Genomic DNA, 25592 nt, shown 5'->3' on the forward strand with positions numbered 1-25592 from the left:
TCTTATTCTTGCTCATCCTCGCCAATTTTTTCCTCTGTAATAGCTGGTAAAATTGGCTGATTCACTTTACTATCTGTTACTTTTTCAGCTTGATATTTTGCTTTTAATTCAAAGTACTTATCTAGAGAACGTCTAGCAATAAGGTTGTTATTGACTAAATGTTGATTCATATTAGTTGTTGCCCAAGGAATAACAACTGCATAAGCAATTTCAGGGTTTTCATATGGCGCAAAGCCAACATGTGTTAAGTTAATCGTGTTTGTACCAAAGTGTTCACGTAAAGGACCATAATAAACTACCTCTGCAGTACCTGTTTTCCCTGCTGCCGTATAAGGTGCATCACCAAATTGTCTTGTAGCCGTACCATATGATCCAGTATATACACGACGTAGCCCTTGTTTAACATAGTCAATCTCTTCTTTAGGATTATCTATTTGATTAAGAATAGTTGGTCCAATTTCAGTCACTAATTGCCCTAACTGCTTGCCATCCTGAGATGGATCACGAACTTCTTTCACAACATGTGGCTGAATACGGTAGCCACCATTAGCTATTGTTGAAATATATTGTGCTAATTGTAGAGGTGTATACGTGTCATACTGACCAATCGCTAAGTCGAGTGTTTTACCACCCGTTGTAGGACCTGATGGACCACGTACCCCACTAAATTCATTTGGTAAGTCAATGCCTGTTTTCACACCTAAGCCAAATTGAGCAAAGTTATTACGCATTTTGGGGAATGTATCATCCTTTAAGCGTAAAGGCATGCCATAGCTGTATGGTGTTCCATTAATTAACAGAGCAATCTTAAACATATAAGAGTTGGAAGAACGTTCTAATGCCAACAGATCATTCATTGGTACATAGCCATATCGATTAAAAATAGACGCTTTAGGTTCTGTGCTAGCTAATTTAATCGGTTCATCACCCATTGAAGTGCCCATCGAGATAACGTCTTGATTGTACCCTGTAAGAACTGTTGCTCCCTTAACAGATGAGCCTGCCTCATAAGCTGTCGTAAATGTTCCATATCCATAATCAACAATTTCAGTTTTCCCTGTCTCAGGATTCTTTTCTATTTTCTTACCAACCATAGATAGGACATCCCCTGTATTAGGGTCCATCATAATTAAAAAGGCACGATCTAATAAATACGATCCAGGAAGAGCTTTTAAATTAAGCAGTTCTTCTTCTACAATTTTCTCGGTTTCAGCCTGTAGCTCACTATCCAGTGATAAAATTAAATCTTTACCAGGCTCACCTTCATAAGTTGTAATAGTATCGACTACCTGCCCTTTTTTATTGGTAATATTTTTGACAACTGTTTTTTGACCTTGTAGTAGCTCTTCATATTGCGCCTCAATATAACTTTCCCCTACTCGATCATTTCGTGAATAATCACGGGCTAAATAATAATTCAGCTTCTCTTTTGGTATCCCTTTTGTTGGGACAGTTGTACGACCAAGAATCGATAGAGAAGATAATTTTACGCGTTTCCAATCTGTCGTTGTGTTAACTCCTGGCAGTTCCGTTAAACGCTCGGAGACACGTGCAAATTCTTCTGCTGAGACATCTTCACTTTTTATAATTTGAGGTGATAAATTATAGCCAGAAGTCATCTCTCTAAAGATTGCTAATACTTCTAAATCTTTCTCTGACAATTGCAAAAGTTCTTCATTCGTAATGCGTTCACGTACTAGTTTATCAATTTCTGCATTGATTTGACTTGTCGTAATATTTTCTTTTGCTCGAATTTTAGCTTCTTCTGCCTTTGTCACTTTTTCGTAGGCTGCATCATGATTTTTGATAATCCAAAAATCTTGTTTATCACGCAATGTGACGCGTTTCGTTGGTTGTTCAATTAATTGTGCCAGCTTTTCAGCTATATTTAGCATTTCATCTGTTGTAGTCGTTTGCATTTTCGTATACGTAATCGCATTTTCCGGGTGATTATCTACTAAAATACGACCGTAACGATCATACATTCTACCCCTAGGCACACTCGTATTGACAGGAACTTCTTCTGTACTCTCTAAAAGTCGTACATACTCTTCCCCTTTCACGATTTGCATATAACCCAGTCTAAAAATCAACATTGAAAATACGATAAATATTGCAAAGAAAAGGATATTCATACGAAATGTTAAATTAGAGTGATGTTTTGCTTTAACACTCGCTGCGCGATTTTTCCCTGGTGCTTTGCGCATATGTATTCCCCTCCTTATATTTTTTCATTTCAATACACGATACTTAGTATACCATTCGTAGGTTTGACAGGAAAGCATGCACTTGACAATTATTACGGAAAACATCATTTATTTGACGGCATCTAAAGTGGAAAGGTTGCCCTATTTGTTCTATCCATTTCTTTTGTACTTTTATCCAATAAAAAAAGGCTATGCCTTAGTGATTTCTCACCTTAGCATAGCCATCTCTATTCAATCATTATTTAGCAGCTTGGAATTTAGCTTCAACTACATCCCAGTTTACTACGTTCCAGAATGCACCGATATAATCTGGACGACGGTTTTGGTAGTTTAAGTAGTATGCGTGCTCCCAAACATCTAAGCCTAGAATTGGTTTTTTACCTTCCATTACTGGAGAGTCTTGGTTTGGAGTAGAAGTAACAGCAACTGAGTCACCATCCACGATTAACCATGCCCAACCTGAACCGAAGCGAGTTGTAGCAGCTTTTGCAAATTCTTCTTTGAAAGCATCGAAAGAACCGAATTTCGCATCAATTGCTTTTGCTACTTCGCCAACTGGAGTATTAGAACCGCCTGGAGCGATTACTTCCCAGAATAGTGTATGGTTAGCATGTCCGCCACCGTTGTTACGTACAGCAGTTTGTTTGTCAGCTGGAAGAGCATCAAGGTTTGCGATTAAGTCGTTAATGTCTTTTTCTGCAAATTCAGTACCTTCTACTGCTGCGTTTAAGTTTGTTACATAAGTATTGTGGTGTTTAGAATGGTGAATTTCCATTGTTTTTGCATCGATATGTGGTTCTAATGCGTCGTAAGCGTAAGTTAATTGTGGTAATTCGTAAGCCATTGTTAAGTTCCTCCCTAAAATAAGAAATATTTAGTACATCAATAGATTATCAAAATTGGTCAAACCATTCAATGAAAAATACTTCATTTAGAAGATTTCAGCCTTTTGACTGAAAAACCAATACGTATACTATCTTACCCGGTAGTCCCATACATTAAACCTCGCACGTAAACATTATATCGCGATAAAAAAAACAATGATCATTACGATTTGAATTACAGCCTTTACAATAGTAGAAGTTAAAAAGCCTACTAATGAGCCAATACCACTTTTCACAGCCTCACTAAATGTTCGCTTCTCTACAATTAATTCAGCGATAACTGCCCCTAAAAATGGGCCAATTAAAATCCCAGCCACAGGGATGACGAATGGGCCAAATAATAATCCAATGGTACTTCCCCACATTCCAGCATTGGAGCCGCCAAACTTTTTAATGCCAAATGCATTTGCCAATGTGTCCGCACCAAATAACAGCACTACAAATAATATTTCAATAATCCAGAACCACCAGCTTAACTCAGAGAAGGAGAAAAATAAACCATATAGCAGGAATCCTCCGACTAAAAATAAGACACCTGGTATAATCGGATAGACTAAACCAACAAATGAAATAATAAAGCAGGCTACTACTAAAATCCAGCCAACAACTTCCATAGAATTTCTCTCCTTTTTCGTACGTTGTCTTTCATACGGACAAACAAAGTGAAAAGTTTCACTTTGTTAATGGCGAATACCTAAAATTGAATCTGCAATATTAACCGCATGGTCACCAATACGTTCCAGATTACTTACAATGTCCATATAGACAATCCCTGCCGCTCCACTGCATTCATTCGTATTCAAACGTGCAATATGTTTCTGACGAAGCTTATCTTCCATATCGTCTATCAAGCTTTCAAGCTCCGTCACCTCTTGAGCTAAACTTAAGCTCGCTGTATCCAACGCCTCTATGCTTTTACGGACAGCCTCGATGGCTAAACTAAACATGCCAATTAAATCTTGTCTTGCCGATTTACTTAAGCTCACTTCATGATGATCCTTGTATTGTAAAAGCTCTAATATATTCTCAAAGTGATCACCAATTCGTTCGAAGTCTCGCACATTTGTTAATAATGTATGATGTCTTACTGAGTCTGCACGAGAAAGGGGCTGCTTAGACACCATTACTAAATAATCGGTAATTTCATTATCTAGATGATTAAGGCCTGCCTCTAATTGTAAAACTGTAGGAATATGTTCAGCTTCCCCTGACTTCATATATAGAAACGTTTCTTCTAAGCCTCGTAAAGCATGTTCACCCATTCGTAATACTTCCTCTTTGGCTTGGCCAAGGGCTATCGCTGGGGAGGAATCAATAAAAGAAGGATCTAAATGCTTAGTTGTGACATTGATATGCCCATCATGTCCTGGTATCAATTTCGTTACTAATGCTGCCAATCCTGCAATAAATGGAAGTTGAATCATCATATTAAATACATTAAATGAGCCGTGAGCAATTGCAATTTGCATACGAGGCTCTAAATGAAATAATCCACTGACCCATTGAACATATTGCATAAATGGGGTAAAAAAAATCATGAAAATAATTGTACCGATCACATTAAAGAGTACATGTGCAGCGGCTGCCCGTTTTGCATAAATAGAAGCGCCCAGTGACGCTAATACCGCCGTAATCGTCGTACCAATATTTTCCCCAAATAAAATCGGTAAGGCACTGTTCAACCCGATCAAATGCTCAGCATATAAGCCTTGTAGCACACCAACCGTGGCCGTAGAGCTTTGTACAAGTAAGGTAAAAACAGTGCCTAATAATATACCTAAAATGGGTTGATTACTTAAATGAAGCGTTAGCGATGCAAAATCTGCCAGTTGATGTAGTGACTGCATACTTGCACTCATTAACTCTAACCCTAAAAATAAGCCACCAAAGCCAAATAAAATTTGACCAATATGTTGGTATGTTGCTTTTTTTAAGAAAAATAAACAGCCTGCCCCGATTGCTAACAAGGGATAAAAATAGATACCAATATTAATACCAATAATAAATGCTGTAATGGTTGTACCAATATTTGCTCCCATAATTACGCCGATTGCTTGACGTAACGTTAAAAATCCGGCACTCACTAACCCTACAGTAATGACTGTCGTTGCAGAACTTGACTGAATGCAAATTGTTACAAATATGCCTACTAAAACTCCCATGATGGGGTTAGTTGTAAAGCGATTTAACCATTCTCGTAATCGATCATCCGCTGATTTCTGAAGCCCATCACCCATAAATTTAATGGAAAATAAGAAGACTCCTAACCCACCTAAAAATTGAAAGAGTATGCTTTGCCAATCTATTGTCAATTGTTTTCGCTCCAATTCCTACGTCTCTACTACTCTATTTCTAATCTTTAATTGATTACAAACAAAAAGTAAAGAAATCCTTTAACTTCTTTACATAATGTTAACATTTTATCATCAAGTCTCCCTTCATTAATACTTCTTTCATACCCTATGCTCTTTGAACATGTTAATATATTGATTGGAGGAGATATAGTATGAAACACTCACAGCTATTTATCGATAGTCTCATTCATCCTAAAAAACTAGCAGCCTATCGTTTACTACCTATCGGAAAAGTTATTCAGTATACTTTTCTACTCATTACCCTTGTAACTGTTTTCTCTTTAGGTAGATTTGCAGCGGGTATGTCTGTTGATACGATTGATATGAACAGTTTAAATGGTTTAACTGAATACATAGATGGCATTAAATGGCTCTTATATCCGTTCACGTTCTTAATGCTTTTTGTCTTTACAACCATGCTGATTTTTGCGCAAATTGCTCTCTATGCCTTAGCCGGTTTATTTATCTTAAAAGTCATGAAACGTCGTGGTGAATACCGGCATATTTGGCGGACAACAACGTTTGCCATTACGTGGGCAACATTATTGTCGATGTTAGCAGAATATTTACCGATTAACAGTACGATTATCTCTGTTTTTTCTTTATTACTGACTATCGTTCTATTAATTGTGGCCTTTACAAAATATCCAAAACAACCAATATCAAAATAATGTGCATGAATCCCCCCTCTTCTAAATATAGTGTAGAAAAGGAGGGGTTTTTTTGCGAGCATTCATCTTAACAGCTATCATTATTATCATCGCTTTTGTCGTGAAAGTAGATTTAACTGAGGGATCGATACCCCTTGCTGCTTTACAAACAAAAAGTATTAATGGCCAATGTGAACAGCAACGTGAGCCAAATTATATCACCGTACAAACTATTGAAGGAGATACTATTCATAGTTTATTTGCCTTACACCCTGCAAAAGTTCCCATGACATTCCCAGAACGCTTACAATTATTTTACAACTTAAACCCACACTTACAATTACAGGAATTAATTCCTGGTGAAAATATTAAGCTTCCTCTTACGTTTGAATTCGAAAACAAATGCGGAAAATGAAAAGTTAGCGTTTCTTCCTTGTCCTTATTTTCTTACACTGCTAAAATAAATGACAGTGACGGCTGAAAATAGTGGCCCGAAAAGGAGAGAAAGTTAATGAGTGAAATTTGTCACCGTTCAAATACACGTCCTGTACGTGTCGGTAACTTAACAATTGGTGGTAGTAATGAATTATTCATTCAAAGTATGTGTACAACAAAAACACATGATGTAGATGCAACAGTGGCAGAAATTCTTCGACTTGAAGAAGCAGGCTGTCAAATAGTTCGTGTTGCAGTTCCAGATGAGCGTGCTGCAGATGCAATTGCCGAAATCAAAAAACGTATCCATATTCCATTAGTAGCTGATATTCATTTTGACTATAGATTAGCATTAAAAGCCATTGAAAATGGTATCGATAAAGTACGTATTAACCCAGGTAATATTGGTCGTAAAGAAAAAGTGGAGGCTGTCGTAAATGCAGCTAAAGCAAAGGGTATTCCAATTCGTATTGGTGTAAATGCTGGTTCATTAGAGCGTCATATTTTAGAAAAATACGGTTATCCAACTGCTGATGGTATGGTTGAGTCTGCTCTTCACCATATTAAAATTTTAGAAGACTTGGACTTCCACGATATTATTGTATCGATGAAGGCATCTGACGTAAATCTTGCCATTGAAGCCTATGAAAAAGCGGCTAAGGCTTTTAATTATCCGCTACATTTAGGTATTACAGAATCAGGTACACTATTTGCTGGTACTGTAAAATCAGCGGCTGGACTTGGAGCCATCCTATCAAAAGGAATTGGTAACACATTACGTATTTCACTTTCAGCAGACCCTGTTGAGGAAATAAAAGTAGCACGTGAACTATTAAAATCCTTTGGTCTAGCTTCTAATATGGCAACACTGATCTCTTGTCCAACATGTGGGCGCATTGAGATTGATTTAATTTCCATTGCTAATGAAGTAGAAGAATATATTTCTAAATTGAAGGTACCTTTAAAAGTAGCAGTATTAGGCTGTGCGGTAAACGGTCCTGGTGAAGCACGTGAAGCAGATATCGGTATTGCTGGTGCGCGTGGTGAGGGCTTGTTATTCATGAAAGGGAAAACAGTTCGTAAAGTCCCTGAAGAAACAATGGTTGAAGAGTTGAAAAAAGAAATTGATAAATTAGCGGCAGAGATGGAAGAAAAACGTGCAGCAGAAGAAGCACAAAAAGCGAATGCCTAAGGAGGTACTAGCATGAAAAAGCCCCGCTTCGGTATTGATATTGATGGGACTGTAACATGTCCAAGTACGCTCATCCCACATATTAATAAACAATACAACGTAAATATTACGCTTGATGATGTTTGTGAGTATGATTTTTTATCAGCCTTTCCACACCCTGTTGATCGAAGTGCCTTTAACACATGGTTTAAAGAAAACGAGCCTTATATGTATGAAGTGTCGGAAGTGGCAGAAGATGCGAAAAATATTCTAACTGCTTGGCAAAATTCTTATGAGCTCTACTATATTTCAGCACGAGGCGAAAATGTAGCAGACATTACGATGAATTGGTTTAAAACTCAGGCTATCCCTTATGACCATATCGAACTTTTAGGAAGCCACGATAAATTAGCAGTTGCTAAAAAGCATCATGTAGAAGCTTTCTTTGAGGATAAGCACGATAATGCGGTTATGCTGGCTGAGGAGCTAAAAATACCTGTAGTGTTATTTGATACGCCTTATAACCGTCTTGCTGTTCCTGACAATGTTGTAAGGGTGTATAACTGGCAAGAAGCCAATCAATTTATCACAAATCATTTCAAATAATATAAAGGAGAGTCGTGTTCAGATATAGAACACGACTCTTTTTTTGGCCACCTGCGAATGACAAAGTTTTGAGCAGAAGCCGTTCAAACAAGCTCGTTTGACATTGACCTGCTTAATTGCCACTATACTTCCAGAATTCCTCGTATCCAACGCTCCACAAAGTTTTCAAAGGTAATGCCATAATTATCGTAGACGGCATGATAAACAAAATAAGTTCCTAAACGATCAAGAATTTCATCATTAATTTTCATCACAAACCGCTCCTTTTCTACTTGTTTTTCACCAAATCTTCATACTTCTATGCTTCCCAAATGACGAACAATCGAGTGGAGGTCGCATCGTTGCAAAACCGTCACAATCTACCGCTTTCATGCCCTTTCTTCGTATTTTTCTTTTCGATAAGATAGTAGTAACAACTTGCTAGACTGGAGGGACTACTTGTGAAATGGATGGCAAAATTAGCTTGTATGACTTGCATCTGCGCACTACTGACAGGCTGTGGTGATCGATTATCAGAAATTAAAGATGCAGCTTCTGGCATCAACACAGCGGCAAACTCCGCGGCTAGTGCAGTTAGTCGAGATGTACATGCTATACGCGCTATAGACATTAACTATAAAGATACATCTTTCACGGTTAATGACCTATTTAAAACTATTTTACGTGACATACGCTGGGATTATGACCCGGAAAAAAATGAGCTACATGTGAGAGGCACTTGGCAACCCCCACTATTTTCTGATCAGCCGTGGAATGATGAGTTGAAAGAAAAGCTTGCTGAGTCAGGCATTGTTGACGTTACATGCAAAATAATTGATGATAAAATTGATAGCTCTCAAACTACAACGACCGTTATTTTTAATAATGAAAATCTCTTACAAAAAAATGGAGAAGAAGCACTCCATCACCTATATGATACCTATTTACTGTCAACACACTAATAACGTTTCTGCCATGATAACTGGCAGAAACGTTTTTTATAATAAGTCTTACAATTTTGAAATATTAGGTGCTTTTATTTGAATAAAATAAAACCATCACGTTATAATCAAAGTACAACGTGATGGTTTGGAGGTGTTTGCATTGGGACAGAGAAATTAAAAATTGGCGAGCTTGCTGAAAAAACTGGCATTACAAAACGAACAATCGATTATTATACAAACATAGGTTTGTTGGTTGCAGAACGTTCTGCAACAAATTATCGCTACTATGATCCCTTCATGATTGAACGACTTCAATACATTGAACAGCGCAAACAACAAGGGCTTTCACTCGTTGAAATCCAACATGAATTAAACATCACACCCTATGAAGAAATTGATGTACAAATGCTTCGTTTAAAAATGCAAGATTTAGAGCATGATGTAGCTTCTCTACTAGAACAAATGAACCAGCAAGATGATAAAAAAATTGAAACCATTAAAAAAAATGTTTCACCTGAAAGCATTGCATTAATGCAATCTTTACTTTTACTTATTCATAATTAGGAGGTGACGTTCTGTTTTTACAGAACGACTATTTGGATACCATAATAAACTTATCGATTTTTACCATTTTATTAGCTTTAACAGGTTTTTTCGTGGCAACAGAGTTTGCTATTGTAAAGGTTCGTTCCTCAAGACTTGATCAGCTTATTGCAGAGGGAAACACAAAAGCCATTGCTGCCAAGCAAGTGGTCAATCATTTAGATGAATATTTATCTGCCTGTCAATTAGGGATTACAGTAACAGCTCTTGGTATCGGTATGGTTGGTGAAAAAACGTTTGAATTTATGCTGCACCCACTATTCGAAATGATCGGTATTTCAGATAAATATATGACGATCTTTACCATTGGTACAGCCTTTGCCATCGCTACATTTTTACATGTTGTTGTCGGCGAACTAGCACCGAAAACAGCAGCTATTCAAAAAGCGGAAACGATTACTCTACTTTTCGCAAAGCCGATTATGTTCTTCTACAAAATCATGTACCCATTTATTTGGTTCTTGAACGGCTCTGCGCGCATTTTGATTGGTTTTTTCGGTATGAAGCCTGCAAGTGAGCATGAGCTTTCTCATACGGAGGAAGAACTACGACTATTACTGTCTGAAAGCTTTAAAAGTGGTGAAATCAATAAATCAGAGCTTAAATATGTAAATAACGTCTTTGAGTTTGACGAACGTATTGCTCGTGAAATCATGGTTCCTCGAACAGAAATTGTTGGGATTGAACGAAATGACTCTTTTACAACTATCATCCATCATTTTGCCGCTGAAAAATATACGCGTTATCCTATTTATGATGGCGACCGAGACAATATTTTAGGGTTTATCAATGCTAAGGAATTGTTTACACACGGTTTACTTGAAAAGCTTACAGACGAGACATTAGTCATCGAAGATTTCATTAATCCAGTTATTCGCGTTATTGAAACTATCCCTGTTCAAGAATTACTTGTACGAATGCAAAAAGAACGTATTCATATGGCCATTTTAATGGATGAATATGGTGGGACATCAGGTCTCGTAACCGTTGAAGATATTTTAGAAGAAATTGTTGGTGAAATTCGTGATGAATTTGACGGTGATGAAATTGCAGATATTCGAAAAATCACAGAAAACCATTATATATTAAATGCAAAAATGCTTGTTGAAGATGTAGAAAATTTATTAAATATAACATTAGAAGCTGAGGAAGTTGAAACATTAGGTGGTTGGTTCTTATCCGTGAATAATGGGATAAAAGCATCCGCAAATATTGAGCTTGCCTCCTATGTCTTCAGTATTTATGAACAACAAGGACATCAGATACATTATATCGAGGTTCGACCTCTACGAATTAGTGCACCGGCGTCCTTCATTACAAAGGTACAGCCCTAACCTTATTATTTTGAAACCATTTTCGTTATTCCATTATTAGCCATTTCAAGCTATAATGAAAGTAGGAATATGATTCTAGTTTCAGGGGGCTATACACATGACATTATTTAAACTATATCATTCAGATGGTATACACATTATTACAGATGTAAAAAAACATAAAACAAATATTGAATTAAAAACAATTACAGGCGAAGTATTATATATTATCGTGGTAACAGATGAAAACTACACAGTGTACGACGATCGTTTTGCAGGTGCCTCTAAGCAGTTAAATTCTGTAGAAGCATTTGATATAGATGGCAGTTTCCGTAGCCTAGATTTCGATAATATGCGCTCTTTATTTAAAGAAGCCTTTACAAAGTTATTACAGCAAATCGCTGAGTGCGTTCAAAGTAAAGATGAGCTAGTCGATATTGACACACTCCGTCATAAAGTAAGTGCCCAAATAAAAGGCATCCATTTCCGTGTCATTTCTGATACGAAAAAATATGAAATTTAACCTCTCACAGACTGTTCATTTTGGACAGTCTGTTTTCTTTTCACCTCCCTTTCCAGCTGAAACAAAAACAAGCTTCTTGACTTTCATGTATAATGGGACTTAATAATCTGAAAAAAAGGGGTGTTCAGAATGAATCGTGAACAATTAATCACACTCATTTCAGAAAAACTGAAATTAATCCGTACTGAAAAAGCTTTTACCCAGGATCAAATGAGTGATTTACTTGGACTATCTAAAAAGACACTTGTCCAAATTGAAAAAGGGCGTATTCTGGCGGGATGGACAACTACTGTTGCCGTATGTACTTTGTGTCGTGACAGTACTATTTTGCAACACGAGCTAGGCGGTGAACCATTAGAGGTGGTGGATTTGATTGCGAATAATGGAACATTGCAGCCTAAAGATAAAACAATGGGTGGATACATATGGTGGAAAAATATACATGAGCATGGAGGGTTCCGACTACAGCAAAATATTATTAGCCTTCATTTCCGCATTTTAGACAACAACAATTTTCGTCTAATCTCAACATTTGATGAACAAGTAGCTAAACAAGCATGGGAAAAGCTACAGATGTAACTCTCCTCCATCTACTAAACTCCTTCCTAACAGTAGAAGCAGCATCCTTGCTTCTACTGTTGTTAGTTGTTTGCCCTCCTTCCCCCACTTATATCAATCACTATAGACAAATATATAAAGAAAAGAAATGACTTGTCATATGATAAAGAGAATGGATTCTGTAAAATTTCTATAAAAGATAGATAGTTGAAGCTAGGAAAGTCGAAATTTGCAGAAATATTTTCTATACTTAATAGTAACCGCTGTGAAATTGGAAAGGATGCGCATAAATGAATCGAATTCTAGCAATAAGTGATATACACGGAGAATTAGCGCTTTTTGAAGAGCTATTACTAAAAGCAAACTATAATCCAGATGAAGATCAACTTTTTTTACTCGGTGATTACATTGACAGAGGTCCAGCTTCAAGTGGCGTGTTAAATTTAGTGAGCGAATTACAAGGAAAAGGAGCACGAGTTCTCCTAGGCAACCATGAAGCCATCATGCTCAATGCATGCCGTTCTGGCCTTGCTAAACCATGGAACCATTGGGTAGGACTTTGTGGGGGGGATGCAACATTAGCAAGCTACGGCTACCAGCTGAGCGATTTCGAGGATGCTATTGCAAGCCATACATTGCCTAGCTTTATTAAAACGCTGCCAAAGCTAGAAGAGCATTTACAATTAATTGAAAACTTCGAAACATACATTGAATTAGAGGATGCTATATTTGTACATGGTGGAGTTGTACCAGGCGTTGCGATGGCAGAAACAGACCCCATGCAATTACTGTGGATCCGAGAAGAATTTCATGCAGGCTATCAAGGAGATAAAACCATTATCTTTGGACATACACCTACGTATAGACTTCACCATAACCCAACTGATTACAGTGTCTACTTTGGTGAAAACAATATTATCGGTATTGATGGTGGTGCTGTATTTGGTGGACAATTACACGCATTCGAATGGCCAAGTCGTCAAATATTCTCAGTCGAACATAAAAAACCAACAAGTAATGATTAACTTGTTGGTTTTTTTCCATTAATATAACTTGAAGATAACACCTACTAAAGAGTACACAATAACGGTTGTGAATAATATGGTCATATGGAGTAGTGAGAAAACAAACATTTTGGTAGCCCACTTCACTTGATCTTTATTACTATGATAGCCATATATACTCATTACTAGCCATGCAATACTTAATAGTAATGCAACGAGCATAATTCCCACACTTAAGGAGCCAAATAAAAAGCTTGATAGAATTAATAAAATTAAATAGAAATTTGTTTGATAATACGTACGGCGCATACCTTTAACAACAGGAAGCATCGGCACACTTGCCGCTTCATAATCTACACGTTTGCGGATTGCAATGGCATAAAAATGCGGCATTTGCCAAATAACCATAACAAAAAATAAACCAAGTATTGCAGGGTGTGTAATATCTGTCGATACGGCAGACCAGCCAATTAACGGCGGCACAGCACCACTAATACTACCAATTTCTGTATTATAAATTGTACGACGTTTTGTCCACATTGTATAAGGGACTACATATAAAAATACTCCTAGTAAACCGAATGCCGCTGCTAATGGTGACGCAAGCGCCAAGACAGCTAATCCGATGATTAACATAGCTATCGCTAATGATAGAGTCGATTTTGCTGACATTTCCCCAGTGACGGTCGGTCTGCTTTGTGTACGAGGCATGATCGCATCGATATCACGGTCATACACATTATTAAAGGCCCCTGCTGCTCCAATGACAAGGGCAGAACCAACTGTTGAGAAAATCATTTCTGGTATATTATCTATGAACGTCATTTTATTTTTGTACATCCCTAGCGTTAAACCAGCCCACATTGGTATTAAATTAGATTTGATAATTCCTGTTTTGACTGTTTGCGCTAAAATAGTAGAGCGGGACGATTTCTCTCGTGTTGTTCCGGAGGATTGCGGTTTATGCTCCGAGTTCAGATTTTGTTCCATTCATCTTAATTCCTTTTCTCCATAATTTCTGCACGCCACAATCGATAGAAAGCGACAAAATTTGCATCTAGCACATCAAATTATTATTTTACCCCTTTTAGTTCTGTTCTGTCTCTAAGTTCACATAAAGTACATGTTTTTATCTAGTAAAGCACGCTCATTCACAACATCTTCTATGATACCACCGACTGGCATGAATTTGAACCTTCTTGCTCGATTCTTATCATTACTATTCGAGAAAAATAAAAAGCCGAGGCAGAATTTTGCCTCGGCTTCTATTATTGAAGATCTCCTTGAAGTTGCTGGGCCAAAAATGCCACTAGATCACGCATATTATCTGGTGTTACCCCATGTCCATCTGGATACTGCTTAAATGTCACAGTAGCGCCGAATTGTTCGAAAGCCTCTTTGCTTTCCATTCCCCATTGTGATGGAATAACATAATCATAATCACCATGGGAAATAAAGGCTTGTAAATGTTCAACTGAGCGAATAGAATATTCCTCTGTTACAAATTTAGGTGTATAGCCACTTAATGCGACAATCCCCGTCACTAAATTCCCCATCACAAAGGCTAATGATTGTGCTAGTACGGCTCCCTGGCTAAAGCCTAATAAAAATACTTTATGAGGATCAACTTGATATTCGTCGATTGCCTCTAATATAAATCGTTGTAAAGCCACTAATACTTTATCGAAGATGGCACGATCTGGTTGCCCTACCTCTTGAATAGTGAAAAAAGCATAACCAGGTTTTTGTGTAATGGGTCCACGCAAACTAAATATATGACATTGTTCTTGAAAGTCCTGTACTAATTGCGGTAGGTCGTCTTCATTACTCCCCATACCATGCAATAAAAAAATAGCAGGGTATTTTTTTGTAGTGTCCATATTTGTAGGTGGTGTATGCTTAAAAGTAAATGGTGTATTCATGTCTTCAAATTCCTTTCACAGTAAATCTTTGTAACAAAACTATAGTAATTTTGTTTTATTGATTAATCCATCTGTATGGTAAGCAATATATCCATTGACAACACGAATGGTCTCTACTGGATCTGCGTCAAAAAGTACTTGTGATTGCTCGGGTGTGGACACCAAAACCGTTAATAAATCCATACGCATAGAATGCCCCGCAGAGCTATATGCATAGTCGTAGATGATCGCTTCCTCTGTCATGCCTTCTGTCTCATATTGTTGATGGAACAATTCCTTTACAGTATCCATCTGCTCTGCTACTTGTTGACGGATACGCATCTGATGCATCAATAATTCCTCTTCTAAAGTTGAGGGCTTTAACCATTTTTTAGCCTTTAGCATATTCAGAAATTCTTGTTCCCACGCCTGTTCATTCTCAGTAAAGTAGAGCATATTGATCATTAGCATGTCCCAGAAATCAACGGCCGTAGTTGCTGAATTCCGTTGCATTGCTATAGTTTCTTTAAATTGTTCTTCTACCTTAGTAATATTCATATTGCGAACTAAATGATTACATACGTTTTCAATAAACTTATTTGCCACTTCTTGTGCCATAAAAAATCCGTCCTTTATATCTACAAATCATTTTTTTCTATCTTATCATACCATGATTGTGAAATATGGCAACGAAGCCCTCTCTATAGACATTTCTCAAAAGGATGTCTACCTTTGTAAAGGAAGACATCCTGAATAAATTACGAGAAAACATAGCTATCCATAGTATCGATAGTATTTTGAATAGCATCTTTCAATGATCGTTGATGTTCACCACAGGAAGCTACTGCCTCTTCCAAAGCGATTGCAGCATTCGCCATAAACGGTGCCATTTGCAAATCCTTGGCCAACTGAATAAGAACTAATGCCTTATTCCATTTCCAACGAGGGTTTGTTGGATCTAAATTGATCGCCTGCTCCAAATAACCAAGCGCATCAAAAGGCATCCAGCCAAAGCGGTGCATTGTTTGGCCCGTCATTCCCCAATAGATGGCCTTATTTGGATTTTCCTTGACGGCTTGTTGAAAGCAATGGACACTTTCATTGTATTGATGGGCGAATAAAAACAGCTCTCCTTGAGTAAAGAAGGATTGAGCTTTTTCATCACCTGATCCTGTCTTAGCTACTTCTTCTAATTGCTTTATATTCATTGCAAACGCTTCTTCATCTTTGATCGCACGTATTGCTACAACCGCATCGGATTCTGGATAGCTTTCGTCCGCACGTTCTGCATGTTGTAATTCTCCATAAAGAGTCGGCTTTGGATAATGTGCGAAATCATACTCTTCTAATAAAATTATATATTTTTGCGCAAGTACTCGTTCCTCTTCATTTATCACCGTTTTTGCAGCTTCATAGCATTTCATTAGTTCGCCATTGTAAAAATAATCATCCATTGACATTTAAAAATCCCTCCAGTGTATAACTATTCAGTATTTTTAGTATACACTACAACATAAAAAGAGACTGATCAAAATTTTGATACAGTCTCCTTTAGTACTATTTCTTTAACACTACAGTATTTAAGAAGTTGCGTAAATCCTCTTCTTTTAGTGCCCCTACAAAACGGTTTACTTCTTTTCCATCTTCAAAACGGATAAACGTTGGCGTTGCTTCAATATGATATTTTTCCCATAGATCTTCATATTCATAGACATTCAATTGAGCAATGTCTACACCCAGTTCATCTGCAATTGGCATTAACTCAGGTGTAAATGCTTGACAGTGTACACAAATCGGGCTGAAGAAATACGCATTCACAGGTTCACCTGCTTTAATTTTTGCCTCTAATTCGTCTGGTAACATAATGTTTTGATAGTTTTTGTCATCTAATTGATCAATTGTTTCTTGTTTCAGCTTTTTATCGCCATAAGGGTTGTTTGCGCTTTCTAGTTTACTTTTGTTTGAGACATTGGTAAGCACAATGATTGCTGCAAATAATACAACAATAACGGAACCAATAATTAATAATTTTTTCACTAGAATAGTGACCTCCTTTTTTACACTAAAATCCTAATTTTAGTGTATCCGGATTGATTATAAATTGTTTTGAAAACCTAGTAAACTAATTCGCCTTTTAAAAAAGATATTTCACATTTATAACATAATTTTAAGTATATTTGGGAACATACATATTGAGAGTTCCTGCAAAATTTGAACGTGGGGTGATTATATGAAAAACTCGTTTCAGCATGTATTTCAAATTTATACAAAGGATATCCGGAACATTGTCACAAACTGGGTAGTAGCTATCATTGTGGGCGGATTGATTATTCTTCCTTCACTTTACGCCTGGCTTAATATCTATGCCTCCATGGACCCATACGCCCACACATCCAATATGAAAATCGCTATTGTCAACGAGGATACAGGAACCACCGTTCGAAATGAAGCGATTAATGTTGGAAATGAAGTAATCGAGAATTTAAAAACGAATGAAAGCTTTACGTGGGAACTTGAAAACGAAAAGCAAGCCATGGAGCATTTGAAAAATGGAGATTATTTTGCCATGATCGTTATTCCCAATGACTTTTCACAAAAGCTCACCTCCATTCTGACAGAACAACCAACTAAAGCGCATATTGATTATTATGTAAATGAAAAAAAGAATCCGATTGCCCCTAAAATAACAAGTAAAGGAGCAAGTGTCCTTACTCAGCAGGTTTCTAGTGAATTTGTATCAACGGTCAACGGGACACTATTCTCCATTTTTAATACCATTGGTCTTGAAATGGAACGTGAAATTCCAGACTTCCGAAAATTTGAAAACTATATCTTTACCATAGAGCAGCATTTACCTGATATCAATTCATTTTTAGCACAGGCTTCCAGCCAAGGAAAGGATGCCGACCAATTACTCAATCGTGCGATCACACAAATTCCACAAGTGGAACAATTAACAACAAATGGTTTAACTACCATTCAAAAAGGTCTAACTCTTGTGAATGAAGCAGATGCTCTGTTTAATGAGCTATCTCCCCTTATCAAAAAGGATGTACAAACTGTTCAAAATATTGCGCAGCACTTCACTGATATTATTAATAAACTCAACAGTATTGATCTTGATTCAGCTTCTATCACTCAAACAAAAGAAACATTAAAAAATCAATTGTCGACGTCCAAAGAAAACATAACGCATAGTATTCAAACACTTGAGGCGCTACAGAAGTTGATTCAAGCAGATACTTTAACCCGAAATCAATTGCAGGATTCCTTAGATCGTATCATCGCATCTTTACAGCAAAGTAATGCCAAAGATAATCAGCAAATTATTGAACAGCTTACAGTTATTCGTGATGCCTTGCAAAATAATCCGAGCTTTACCGATTCAACTTTAAATGCCCTTAAAGATTTGCAACAGCTAAATACGTTACATGCGGATATCCTAGCAAAAATTGAACAATTACAGCCCATCGATAAAAACGTCATTCAACAAGACATTACAGCGATTCAAAACATTGCTCAAAATGCCACGGCTAATTTACAAAAATTTTTGGTCTACTATAACGATAATCTGGAGCCACAAATTCGCTCAACATTGTCTAGTGCTAAAAGTACATTAACAAGTGCTTCTGCCATGTTGACGGATGTAAAACAATTCCTACCTCAGGCAACAGATAAATTGACACAGGCTAAAAATACGTTAGGAACAGCTAATAGTGCTCTCCAGAAAATACAAGGCGAGTTCCCTACTCTAAGTACAAAAATCAAAGACTTAGCCAATAAACTTCGAACTTTAGAAAATGAAGCTGATATTTCAGAGATTGTGCAATTATTAAAGAATGATGTTAATGCCGAGCGTGACTTCTTTGAAGAGCCCATTAAACTAAAGGAGCATCGGATATTCCCTATTGCCAACTACGGAACAGCAATGACACCATTTTACACAGTTCTGTCCATTTGGGTAGGCTGTTTATTATTAATTTCACTATTATCCGTTAATCTTCATGGAAATTCACCTTATAGTATCCGTGAAATCTATTTTGGCCGCTTACTAACATTTGCAACTTTTTCTATTATACAAACCCTTATCATTACGATCGGTGATACTTTTTTAGTAGACGGCTCTATTCAGGCGCCCGCTTACTTTATCTTGTTTGGACTTTTGATTAGCATAGTATTTGTAACCGTTGTGTATACGTTAGTCTCGGTCTTTGGAAATGTTGGAAAAGCTTTAGCGATTGTGATGCTGGTTTTACAAATTGCGGGCTCTGGTGGAACTTATCCTGTTGAATTATTGCCAAAGTTTTTCCAAATCATTAACCCATTTTTGCCTTTTACGTATGCCATTGAAATGATGCGTGAGGCGGTAGGAGGCATTATCTGGACAACTGTATGGGTGGATCTCCTCTTCTTAACTGGTTTCTGGTTCATCTTTATCCTATTCGGCTTTTTCTTAAAAAAGTTACTGAGCGAGAAAATAGAACATTTTATGAACAAAACACGCGGGTTAGATATATTTCATTGATTTTCAACTAGGCTCCATGTAAATGTTTTTAAGAACGATGGTATAATGGAAGTACTGTAAACATGTAGGAGGCGCTATTGTTGAAGAAAACGATTTCTATTTTTATTGTTTTGGCGTTAATGTTATTAAGTGCTTGTGGAGAGAATAAGAAAAATGTTGAAAATGATCATGTAGCTACAGAAGGTGAAACTTCCCATGAAGGGGATAGTCATGCTTCAGGTGATATTCAGGAAGAAACAGCTTCAGCAAATGTTCTTCCAACATTTTTAGAGGATCAACAAGAAAATATTCGTTTAGTTTATCAAGTCGCTGGACAATCTACAGAAATTCTTGAATGGATGCCATGTTATTGTGGATGTGGAGAATCTGCTGGCCATAAAAGTAATTTAAACTGCTTTATTCAGGAAAAACGCGAGGATGGATCTATCGTCTGGGATGATCACGGCACTCGTTGTTTAGTCTGCTTAGAAATTGCTGTACAATCGGCTAAAATGCATCAGGATGGCAAGAGTCTAAAAGAAATTCGCCAAGTAATTGATGAGACTTATAAAGAAGGCTATGCAAAACCAACACCAACTGATATGCCGGCATAAAAAAGCAAAGTCCATCGAGAAGTTCACTCTCGATGGATTTTGTCATTTTTCTTCCTCTTTCATTTTCAATATTTGGTAAATTACTGTCGATCTCAATATACTGTTCGAACATAGTTGCTCTCTTAAGCTACTTCCCTATAAAAAAAGATGCCCAAATAAGGTCTATAGACCCATCAGGCATCCCGGATTTATTCTATAAAAACTACATTTTTTGTAATTTCCTATTTTAAGCAAAAATTGTTATTACTATTTTTCTTGACATGGACCAATGGTTTCAATTATAGCTATTACTTCACAAGCTGTAAGATTGTTTTAAAATGTTCATGGTCTGCTCGTTGCAAAAGCTCATATAAAATCATCTCCATACTTGTTGGATAAATACCAAGGGCACTCATCTTAGCTAATCCGATTTCCTTATTGGCTTTTGTTCGAGAAGAAACAGCATCTACCACTACCTCAACTTCAAATCCTTGTTCCTTCAATTGTCTAGCTGTTTGGTAAACACAAATATGCGTTTCAATGCCAGTGACAATAAATTGAGAACGTCCACTTTCCTTCATCGCTTTCACAAATTCCTCTTCCTCACATGCACTAAAAGCCATTTTAGCAATAGCTTGTCCTTGAAGATGTTGTGCTATATCGAGCGCTGTACCGCCTAAACGACTGGGATTTTGTTCTAGCCATAAAATAGGTATTTGCAGTGCCTGCATCGCTTGTATCATCTTAGCAATATTTGCAATCGTTGCTTCACCATCATCAACAATCGTTGCAAGCTTTCCTTGCACGTCAACGACTACTAAACAAGCTTCTTCTACTGTAAACATCGTGAACACCCCTTTTCTATTCTTTATTTATTATACAAAAACTCACTATAAAATGGGTTTATTTAAAATCTTATCGTACATTTTAATTCATCATCTGTATAATTAAACGTTATATTTTATATTCTAGCCGTTCCATATCTCCACGAGCATGCAATTATCCGCAGCTTTAAAATCCGAACATTAAATGGATTACAACGGATGAAATTTATTTTAATTACGAAAATTCCAACTTCAATACCGTTAAAATTGTACTTTTCGTTCGTATTTGAATTAAAAATTCCTGCTAATTGTGTACATTTTGTTGCGAGGTTGTCGCTATTCTGCTCAAATATTAAGAATTTTATTTTTTCTCTTGAAAATTAAGTTATAATCCAGTAAAGTTCTGTTATCCCGCTTTAATGGTCCTATAGCTAATGATGTCTCTTAGACGATTAAAGCTCGATCAGGACAATGTATATTCAGCAGTTCATAGCCACTGGATAAAAATTCACTTATTAACCAAACAAGGAGTGTACCCACTTTGACACAACGTGCATACAATTTCAACGCAGGTCCATCTGCACTGCCCCAAGAAGTATTAGAACTAGCTCAACAACAATTAGTAGACTTCCGTGACTCAGGAATGTCGATTATGGAAATGAGCCATCGTAGTGCCATTTTTGACGAAGTACATAACGAAGCTATCGCCTTATTGAAAAAGCTATATGCGATACCAGAAAATTACGAGGTCCTATTTTTACAAGGGGGGGCTAGCCTGCAATTTACAATGGTGCCAATGAACTTCCTATCTACTGACCAAAAAGCAAGTTATGTATTATCTGGCTCTTGGTCTGAGAAGGCATTCAAGGAAGCAAAGTTTTTCGGTACACCTGTGGAAGCTGCTAGCACAAAAGAGAACCAATACCGCAGTATTCCTGCACTTGCAGACATTCAATTTAATGAAAATGATGCCTATGTGCACATCACTTCTAATAATACTATTTACGGTACACAGTGGAAGGATTATCCAAATACAGGAAATGTACCTTTAGTTGCCGATATGTCTAGTGATATTCTTTCAAAACCAATTGATATTCAAAAATTCGGACTCATCTATGCAGGTGCTCAAAAAAACCTAGGTCCTTCAGGTGTAACAGTTGTCATTATTCGTAAAGATCTTCTTGAAAAAGCGAATGAAAATATCCCTACAATGCTTAAATATACAACACATGCTGATAGTAATTCTTTATATAATACACCCCCTACATTTGGTATCTATATGCTAGGTGAAGTGTTGAAATGGGTAGAATCTAATGGTGGAGTAGCTGCAGTTGAGAAGCACAATGAATTAAAGGCTAAAGTTATTTATAATGCAATTGATAATAGCAATGGCTTCTATAAAGGTCATGCAACCCCAGAAAGCCGTTCACTTATGAACATTACATTCCGCGTTGCCGATGAGGAACTTGAAAAACTATTCCTAGTGGAAGCAAAAGCAGCTGGCTTTGTAGGGCTAAATGGCCATCGTTCTGTAGGCGGCTGTCGTGCGTCAACATATAATGCTGTGCCATTAGAGGCTTGTGAAGCTTTAAGAGACTTTATGGTCGATTTCCAACAAAAACATCAATAATCTTATAAAAAATGACGATGATTTACGTTTCTGTAATGATTCGTCTTTTTTTGTTTGTCGACGATAATCTATCCCCACACAAATATCATTATTAGATTTTTATAGTAAATTTTTCATTTAGGGCTTTGCACATAGCCAATTCTTTTGAGAAAAATATAGATTTTTAAGTAGACTATCGGACAGATTACCAGCCTCTATCTATTTACCAAACATAGATTATTACTGTAAGGATACCCTTACGAAAATAGAGGAAGGGAGGTCTGGACGATGGAGGATAGACGATATACAACACAAATGAACTGGCAAGGTTGTAAATGTCCAAAAAAGGACGAGAAATGTTGTCCACGTAAAGAAGAAAAATGCCCTTGTCAAAAAGAAGAAAAATGCACACCAAAAATGAGCAGTAACTGTAGAGGCTGTATTTGCCAGCAATTAAGAAAATTAGAGCTTGCGACTAGACTAGATATCTTTTTATCTGGAGGTATTAGCTTCTTAGGTGTGACTTTCATTTCTTTGGATCCACGCAATTGCTGTGCTTACTTCCTTGAGGCAGGTGCGGCTGCTACTTCTCCTTTAATTGTAGACTGTAATAAAATTGTTGCGATTCGTAGAGTAGCAGTAGCTTAATAAAAATAGAGAGGGTACATCCTATTAGGAACTTCCCTCTCTTTTTACATAAAAAAACTCTGTCCATTTTTTAATGTGACAGAGTTTCAAGCTTACAATCCGGGCATTTCCCATATATTTCAAACTTATGATTTTCAATTTCATAGTCAGGAAGTTTTTCTCCTAGCATTTCCATCGGACAAAGGTTAAGCTCTTTAACATTCCCGCAATCCATACAAATAAAATGATGGTGATGATGTGCGGATTCACAATGCATTCGGAAATTACGTTCTCCCGATAGCTCTGTTTCCTCTAAAATCCCTAGCTTTACAAATGTAGCAAGGTTACGATAAATGGTATCAAAACTCATTCCCGGAAAGTCTTTTTTTAAAACATCCAATAAATCACGGGCTGTTAGATATTTATCTGTTGCAGCAAACATATCTAATATTAACTCCCGCTTATCCGTTTTTTTATAACCATTTTCTTTTAAAATTTCCCACGCTCTTGAAACATTCATTGTGCTACCTCCCCTTGCTTCGCAGCCATTTTAAATGCTACTTTCTTTCCAAGGATCACAAGTAGCAATATCAAAATCGAAGTGACAACAATCGTACCTCCTGGCGCTAAATCTAAATAAAACGCACTAATCAGGCCGATTAATACTGCCGTTTCTCCAAAAACAATCGCATAAAAGATAGTTTGCTTAAAGCCTTTTGCTAATCGCATTGCTGCTGCAACAGGTAACGTCATTAATGATGATACAAGTAAAATACCGACAATGCGCATACTTGCAGCAATGACAAGAGCGGTCACAATCATAAACAACAGATGCACCCAACGTGCTGGAAGGCCACTTGCTTTTGCATATTCTTCATCAAAGGATAAGACGAATAATTCCTTAAAAAATAAAAACAAAAAGAGAATAACTACTGCAGCAATTCCAATCACCACCCATAGGTCTTGGCGTGATACGGCTGATACTGAGCCAAACAGATAACTCATTAAATCTGTGCTAAAGCCGCTCGCAAGCGATATAAAGATAGCGCTTATGCCTATGCCGCCTGACATAATGATTGGTATAGCTAGCTCCTCATAGTGCTTATATAAACGTCTTAGACGCTCAATTAATATAGAACCACTAACAGATGCTAAAATTCCTAGATAAATAGGGTTGAGCAAAGCTAGGGCGGTCACTGATTGGCTAATATATAAGCTCCCTGCTATTCCAGCAAGTGTGACATGTGACAAAGCATCCGCAATAAGCGATAACCTTCTTACTACAATAAACACGCCTAATAGAGGGGCGAGTATGCCTATTAATAATCCAGAGAAAAAGGCATTTTGTAAAAATTCATAATGTAAAATTGCTTCAATCATTGTGCCTTCTCCTTCTAATGAATCTTTCTCACAGAATGGCCATACCAAGCATCTAGCGCACCCTGGGAAATATTATCAAATTCATTTTTGTAGCCATGGAAGTGAATGGTTTGATTTAAACAAGCCACATGACTAATGCGATTAGATACGGTATCGACATCATGTGTGACAAGAATCATTGTAATTCCCTGTTCCCGATTTAATTTCGCCAGCATATCATAAAATGACTGCACGTTCTCGTGATCAATACCAACAGTCGGTTCATCTAAAATAAGTAATTTGGGATCACTGACTAAAGCTCTCGCAATAAAAACTCGTTGTTGTTGTCCACCTGATAATTCACCAATATTACGATGTTCAAATGCTTCCATACCAACTGCCCTTAATGCTTCTTGAACCTTTCCTTTAGCTTCTCGTCCAGGTCTTTTAAAAAGCCCTAATTTTTTCGTTAATCCACTTTTCACGACCTCTTGCACGGTTGCTGGAAATCCTGAATTAAAGGCATTGGATTTTTGCGAAACATACCCGATCCATTCTCGATGTTTAAAAGTTGCACTTGGTTCACCAAAAAGCTTTATTTCTCCCGATAGAGGCTTCAATAAACCTAAAAGAATTTTTAATAATGTTGATTTACCCGAACCGTTTGGGCCGAGTAGCGCTAAAAAATCGCCGTCTTCTACACGAAAGGAAATATTTTTTAAAACTTGTGTATAGTCATATTGAAATGACACATTTTCAATGTCAATTAATGTTTTTTTCATGCATGATCGCTTCTTTCTAATTCAAAATCATTACGATTTACAAGTTGTAAGTATATAGGAAAGTGCAGTTTTTGTAAAGAAAAGAAGTTAGCTACTTTTTGAATGAGAAAAATGGCGACCGATTAAATCATTTGATAAACCCTATTATAAAGGAGGATTGAC

At 37.0% G+C, this 25592-nt stretch carries 28 protein-coding genes; 14 read left to right on the forward strand and 14 right to left on the reverse strand.

Going from position 1 to position 25592, the window contains the following annotated elements:
* Positions 1-2: 2 nt before the first annotated feature.
* The 4 genes from MKY88_RS15475 to MKY88_RS15490 form a co-directional block, all read right to left on the reverse strand.
* On the reverse strand, positions 3-2207 hold the full coding sequence (locus tag MKY88_RS15475; protein ID WP_193832569.1) for a peptidoglycan D,D-transpeptidase FtsI family protein: 2205 nt from the start codon (positions 2205-2207) through the stop codon (positions 3-5).
* Positions 2208-2445: 238 nt separating this feature from the next.
* Entirely contained in the window at positions 2446-3051 is a 606-nt protein-coding gene (locus tag MKY88_RS15480; RefSeq protein WP_012295184.1) for a superoxide dismutase, read from the reverse strand.
* Positions 3052-3225: 174 nt separating this feature from the next.
* Entirely contained in the window at positions 3226-3705 is a 480-nt protein-coding gene (locus tag MKY88_RS15485; RefSeq protein WP_069481973.1) for a DUF456 domain-containing protein, read from the reverse strand.
* Positions 3706-3771: 66 nt separating this feature from the next.
* A complete protein-coding gene (locus MKY88_RS15490) occupies positions 3772-5403 on the reverse strand; it encodes a Na/Pi cotransporter family protein (RefSeq protein ID WP_193832570.1) in 1632 nt (543 codons plus the stop codon).
* A 194-nt stretch (positions 5404-5597) separates the two neighbouring features.
* Here MKY88_RS15490 and MKY88_RS15495 point away from each other — a divergent pair, with 194 nt between their 5' ends.
* From MKY88_RS15495 to MKY88_RS15510, 4 genes are all read left to right on the forward strand, one after another.
* Positions 5598-6116 (forward strand): DUF1189 family protein, encoded by a 519-nt coding sequence (locus tag MKY88_RS15495; protein WP_008178344.1) that lies wholly within the window; start codon positions 5598-5600, stop codon positions 6114-6116.
* A 52-nt stretch (positions 6117-6168) separates the two neighbouring features.
* The gene (locus tag MKY88_RS15500) at positions 6169-6510 is read left to right on the forward strand and encodes a hypothetical protein (RefSeq protein ID WP_193832571.1); all 342 of its coding nucleotides are present in this window, start codon (positions 6169-6171) and stop codon (positions 6508-6510) included.
* Positions 6511-6606: 96 nt separating this feature from the next.
* The gene (gene ispG / locus MKY88_RS15505; protein ID WP_069481976.1) at positions 6607-7722 is read left to right on the forward strand and encodes a flavodoxin-dependent (E)-4-hydroxy-3-methylbut-2-enyl-diphosphate synthase; all 1116 of its coding nucleotides are present in this window, start codon (positions 6607-6609) and stop codon (positions 7720-7722) included.
* Positions 7723-7734: 12 nt separating this feature from the next.
* Positions 7735-8307: a 5' nucleotidase, NT5C type gene (locus MKY88_RS15510; protein ID WP_069481977.1), complete on the forward strand. Its 573-nt coding sequence runs from the start codon at positions 7735-7737 to the stop codon at positions 8305-8307.
* A gap of 122 nt (positions 8308-8429) precedes the next feature.
* Here MKY88_RS15510 and MKY88_RS15515 read toward each other — a convergent pair whose 3' ends face one another.
* Positions 8430-8561: a hypothetical protein gene (locus MKY88_RS15515; RefSeq protein WP_269781137.1), complete on the reverse strand. Its 132-nt coding sequence runs from the start codon at positions 8559-8561 to the stop codon at positions 8430-8432.
* A gap of 195 nt (positions 8562-8756) precedes the next feature.
* Between MKY88_RS15515 and MKY88_RS15520 the strand changes: the two genes are divergently transcribed.
* The 6 genes from MKY88_RS15520 to MKY88_RS15545 all read left to right on the forward strand — a co-directional run bounded on the left by MKY88_RS15520 (position 8757) and on the right by MKY88_RS15545 (position 13252).
* Positions 8757-9248, forward strand: a complete 492-nt coding sequence (locus MKY88_RS15520; protein WP_340814838.1) for a hypothetical protein — start codon at positions 8757-8759, stop codon at positions 9246-9248.
* Positions 9249-9410: 162 nt separating this feature from the next.
* Positions 9411-9794, forward strand: a complete 384-nt coding sequence (locus tag MKY88_RS15525) for a MerR family transcriptional regulator (RefSeq protein WP_193833722.1) — start codon at positions 9411-9413, stop codon at positions 9792-9794.
* 32 nt (positions 9795-9826) lie between these two features.
* Positions 9827-11167: a hemolysin family protein gene (locus MKY88_RS15530; protein ID WP_069481979.1), complete on the forward strand. Its 1341-nt coding sequence runs from the start codon at positions 9827-9829 to the stop codon at positions 11165-11167.
* A gap of 97 nt (positions 11168-11264) precedes the next feature.
* Positions 11265-11669: a hypothetical protein gene (locus tag MKY88_RS15535; protein WP_069481980.1), complete on the forward strand. Its 405-nt coding sequence runs from the start codon at positions 11265-11267 to the stop codon at positions 11667-11669.
* A 129-nt stretch (positions 11670-11798) separates the two neighbouring features.
* On the forward strand, positions 11799-12248 hold the full coding sequence (locus MKY88_RS15540) for a helix-turn-helix transcriptional regulator (RefSeq protein ID WP_025116018.1): 450 nt from the start codon (positions 11799-11801) through the stop codon (positions 12246-12248).
* Between the two features lie 269 nt (positions 12249-12517).
* Positions 12518-13252: a metallophosphoesterase gene (locus MKY88_RS15545; protein ID WP_193832573.1), complete on the forward strand. Its 735-nt coding sequence runs from the start codon at positions 12518-12520 to the stop codon at positions 13250-13252.
* A gap of 18 nt (positions 13253-13270) precedes the next feature.
* On the opposite strand, the gene cyoE is transcribed toward MKY88_RS15545, so the two are convergent.
* The 5 genes from cyoE to MKY88_RS15570 all read right to left on the reverse strand — a co-directional run bounded on the left by cyoE (position 13271) and on the right by MKY88_RS15570 (position 17169).
* Complete coding sequence (gene cyoE, locus MKY88_RS15550; protein WP_069481982.1) at positions 13271-14221, reverse strand: heme o synthase; 951 nt, start codon at positions 14219-14221, stop codon at positions 13271-13273.
* A gap of 278 nt (positions 14222-14499) precedes the next feature.
* The gene (locus tag MKY88_RS15555; RefSeq protein ID WP_069481983.1) at positions 14500-15153 is read right to left on the reverse strand and encodes an alpha/beta hydrolase; all 654 of its coding nucleotides are present in this window, start codon (positions 15151-15153) and stop codon (positions 14500-14502) included.
* A 39-nt stretch (positions 15154-15192) separates the two neighbouring features.
* Positions 15193-15750, reverse strand: a complete 558-nt coding sequence (locus MKY88_RS15560; RefSeq protein ID WP_340814080.1) for a hypothetical protein — start codon at positions 15748-15750, stop codon at positions 15193-15195.
* A gap of 140 nt (positions 15751-15890) precedes the next feature.
* Positions 15891-16592: a tetratricopeptide repeat protein gene (locus tag MKY88_RS15565; RefSeq protein WP_193832575.1), complete on the reverse strand. Its 702-nt coding sequence runs from the start codon at positions 16590-16592 to the stop codon at positions 15891-15893.
* A gap of 97 nt (positions 16593-16689) precedes the next feature.
* Positions 16690-17169: a thioredoxin family protein gene (locus MKY88_RS15570; RefSeq protein WP_025116012.1), complete on the reverse strand. Its 480-nt coding sequence runs from the start codon at positions 17167-17169 to the stop codon at positions 16690-16692.
* 193 nt (positions 17170-17362) lie between these two features.
* Between MKY88_RS15570 and MKY88_RS15575 the strand changes: the two genes are divergently transcribed.
* Positions 17363-19657, forward strand: a complete 2295-nt coding sequence (locus tag MKY88_RS15575; protein WP_340814084.1) for a YhgE/Pip domain-containing protein — start codon at positions 17363-17365, stop codon at positions 19655-19657.
* 80 nt (positions 19658-19737) lie between these two features.
* Positions 19738-20250, forward strand: coding sequence for a PCYCGC motif-containing (lipo)protein (locus MKY88_RS15580; protein WP_193832578.1), 513 nt, complete (start codon positions 19738-19740; stop codon positions 20248-20250).
* A 287-nt stretch (positions 20251-20537) separates the two neighbouring features.
* Here MKY88_RS15580 and MKY88_RS15585 read toward each other — a convergent pair whose 3' ends face one another.
* On the reverse strand, positions 20538-21074 hold the full coding sequence (locus MKY88_RS15585) for a hydrolase (RefSeq protein WP_193832579.1): 537 nt from the start codon (positions 21072-21074) through the stop codon (positions 20538-20540).
* Between the two features lie 520 nt (positions 21075-21594).
* Here MKY88_RS15585 and serC point away from each other — a divergent pair.
* Together serC and MKY88_RS15595 are read left to right on the forward strand one after the other, a co-directional pair.
* Positions 21595-22683 carry a 3-phosphoserine/phosphohydroxythreonine transaminase gene (gene serC, locus MKY88_RS15590; RefSeq protein ID WP_340814087.1) on the forward strand — a complete coding sequence of 363 codons (1089 nt, stop codon included), beginning with the start codon at positions 21595-21597 and terminating at the stop codon, positions 22681-22683.
* Between the two features lie 267 nt (positions 22684-22950).
* Positions 22951-23310 carry a hypothetical protein gene (locus tag MKY88_RS15595; protein ID WP_069481995.1) on the forward strand — a complete coding sequence of 120 codons (360 nt, stop codon included), beginning with the start codon at positions 22951-22953 and terminating at the stop codon, positions 23308-23310.
* A gap of 70 nt (positions 23311-23380) precedes the next feature.
* Here the strand turns inward: MKY88_RS15595 and MKY88_RS15600 are convergent, their stop codons facing one another.
* The 3 genes from MKY88_RS15600 to MKY88_RS15610 are packed head-to-tail and all read right to left on the reverse strand — an operon-like array spanning position 23381 to position 25430.
* Positions 23381-23809: a Fur family transcriptional regulator gene (locus tag MKY88_RS15600; protein ID WP_069481996.1), complete on the reverse strand. Its 429-nt coding sequence runs from the start codon at positions 23807-23809 to the stop codon at positions 23381-23383.
* Positions 23806-24669: a metal ABC transporter permease gene (locus MKY88_RS15605; RefSeq protein ID WP_031417001.1), complete on the reverse strand. Its 864-nt coding sequence runs from the start codon at positions 24667-24669 to the stop codon at positions 23806-23808. The genes MKY88_RS15600 and MKY88_RS15605 overlap by 4 nt, the downstream gene beginning before the upstream one ends.
* A gap of 14 nt (positions 24670-24683) precedes the next feature.
* Positions 24684-25430 (reverse strand): metal ABC transporter ATP-binding protein, encoded by a 747-nt coding sequence (locus tag MKY88_RS15610; protein ID WP_193832581.1) that lies wholly within the window; start codon positions 25428-25430, stop codon positions 24684-24686.
* Positions 25431-25592: the final 162 nt, after the last annotated feature.

Origin of the sequence: Lysinibacillus sp. FSL R7-0073, from assembly GCF_038009065.1 — a bacterium.
In the GTDB taxonomy this organism is placed as follows: Bacteria; Bacillota; Bacilli; order Bacillales_A; family Planococcaceae; genus Lysinibacillus; species Lysinibacillus fusiformis.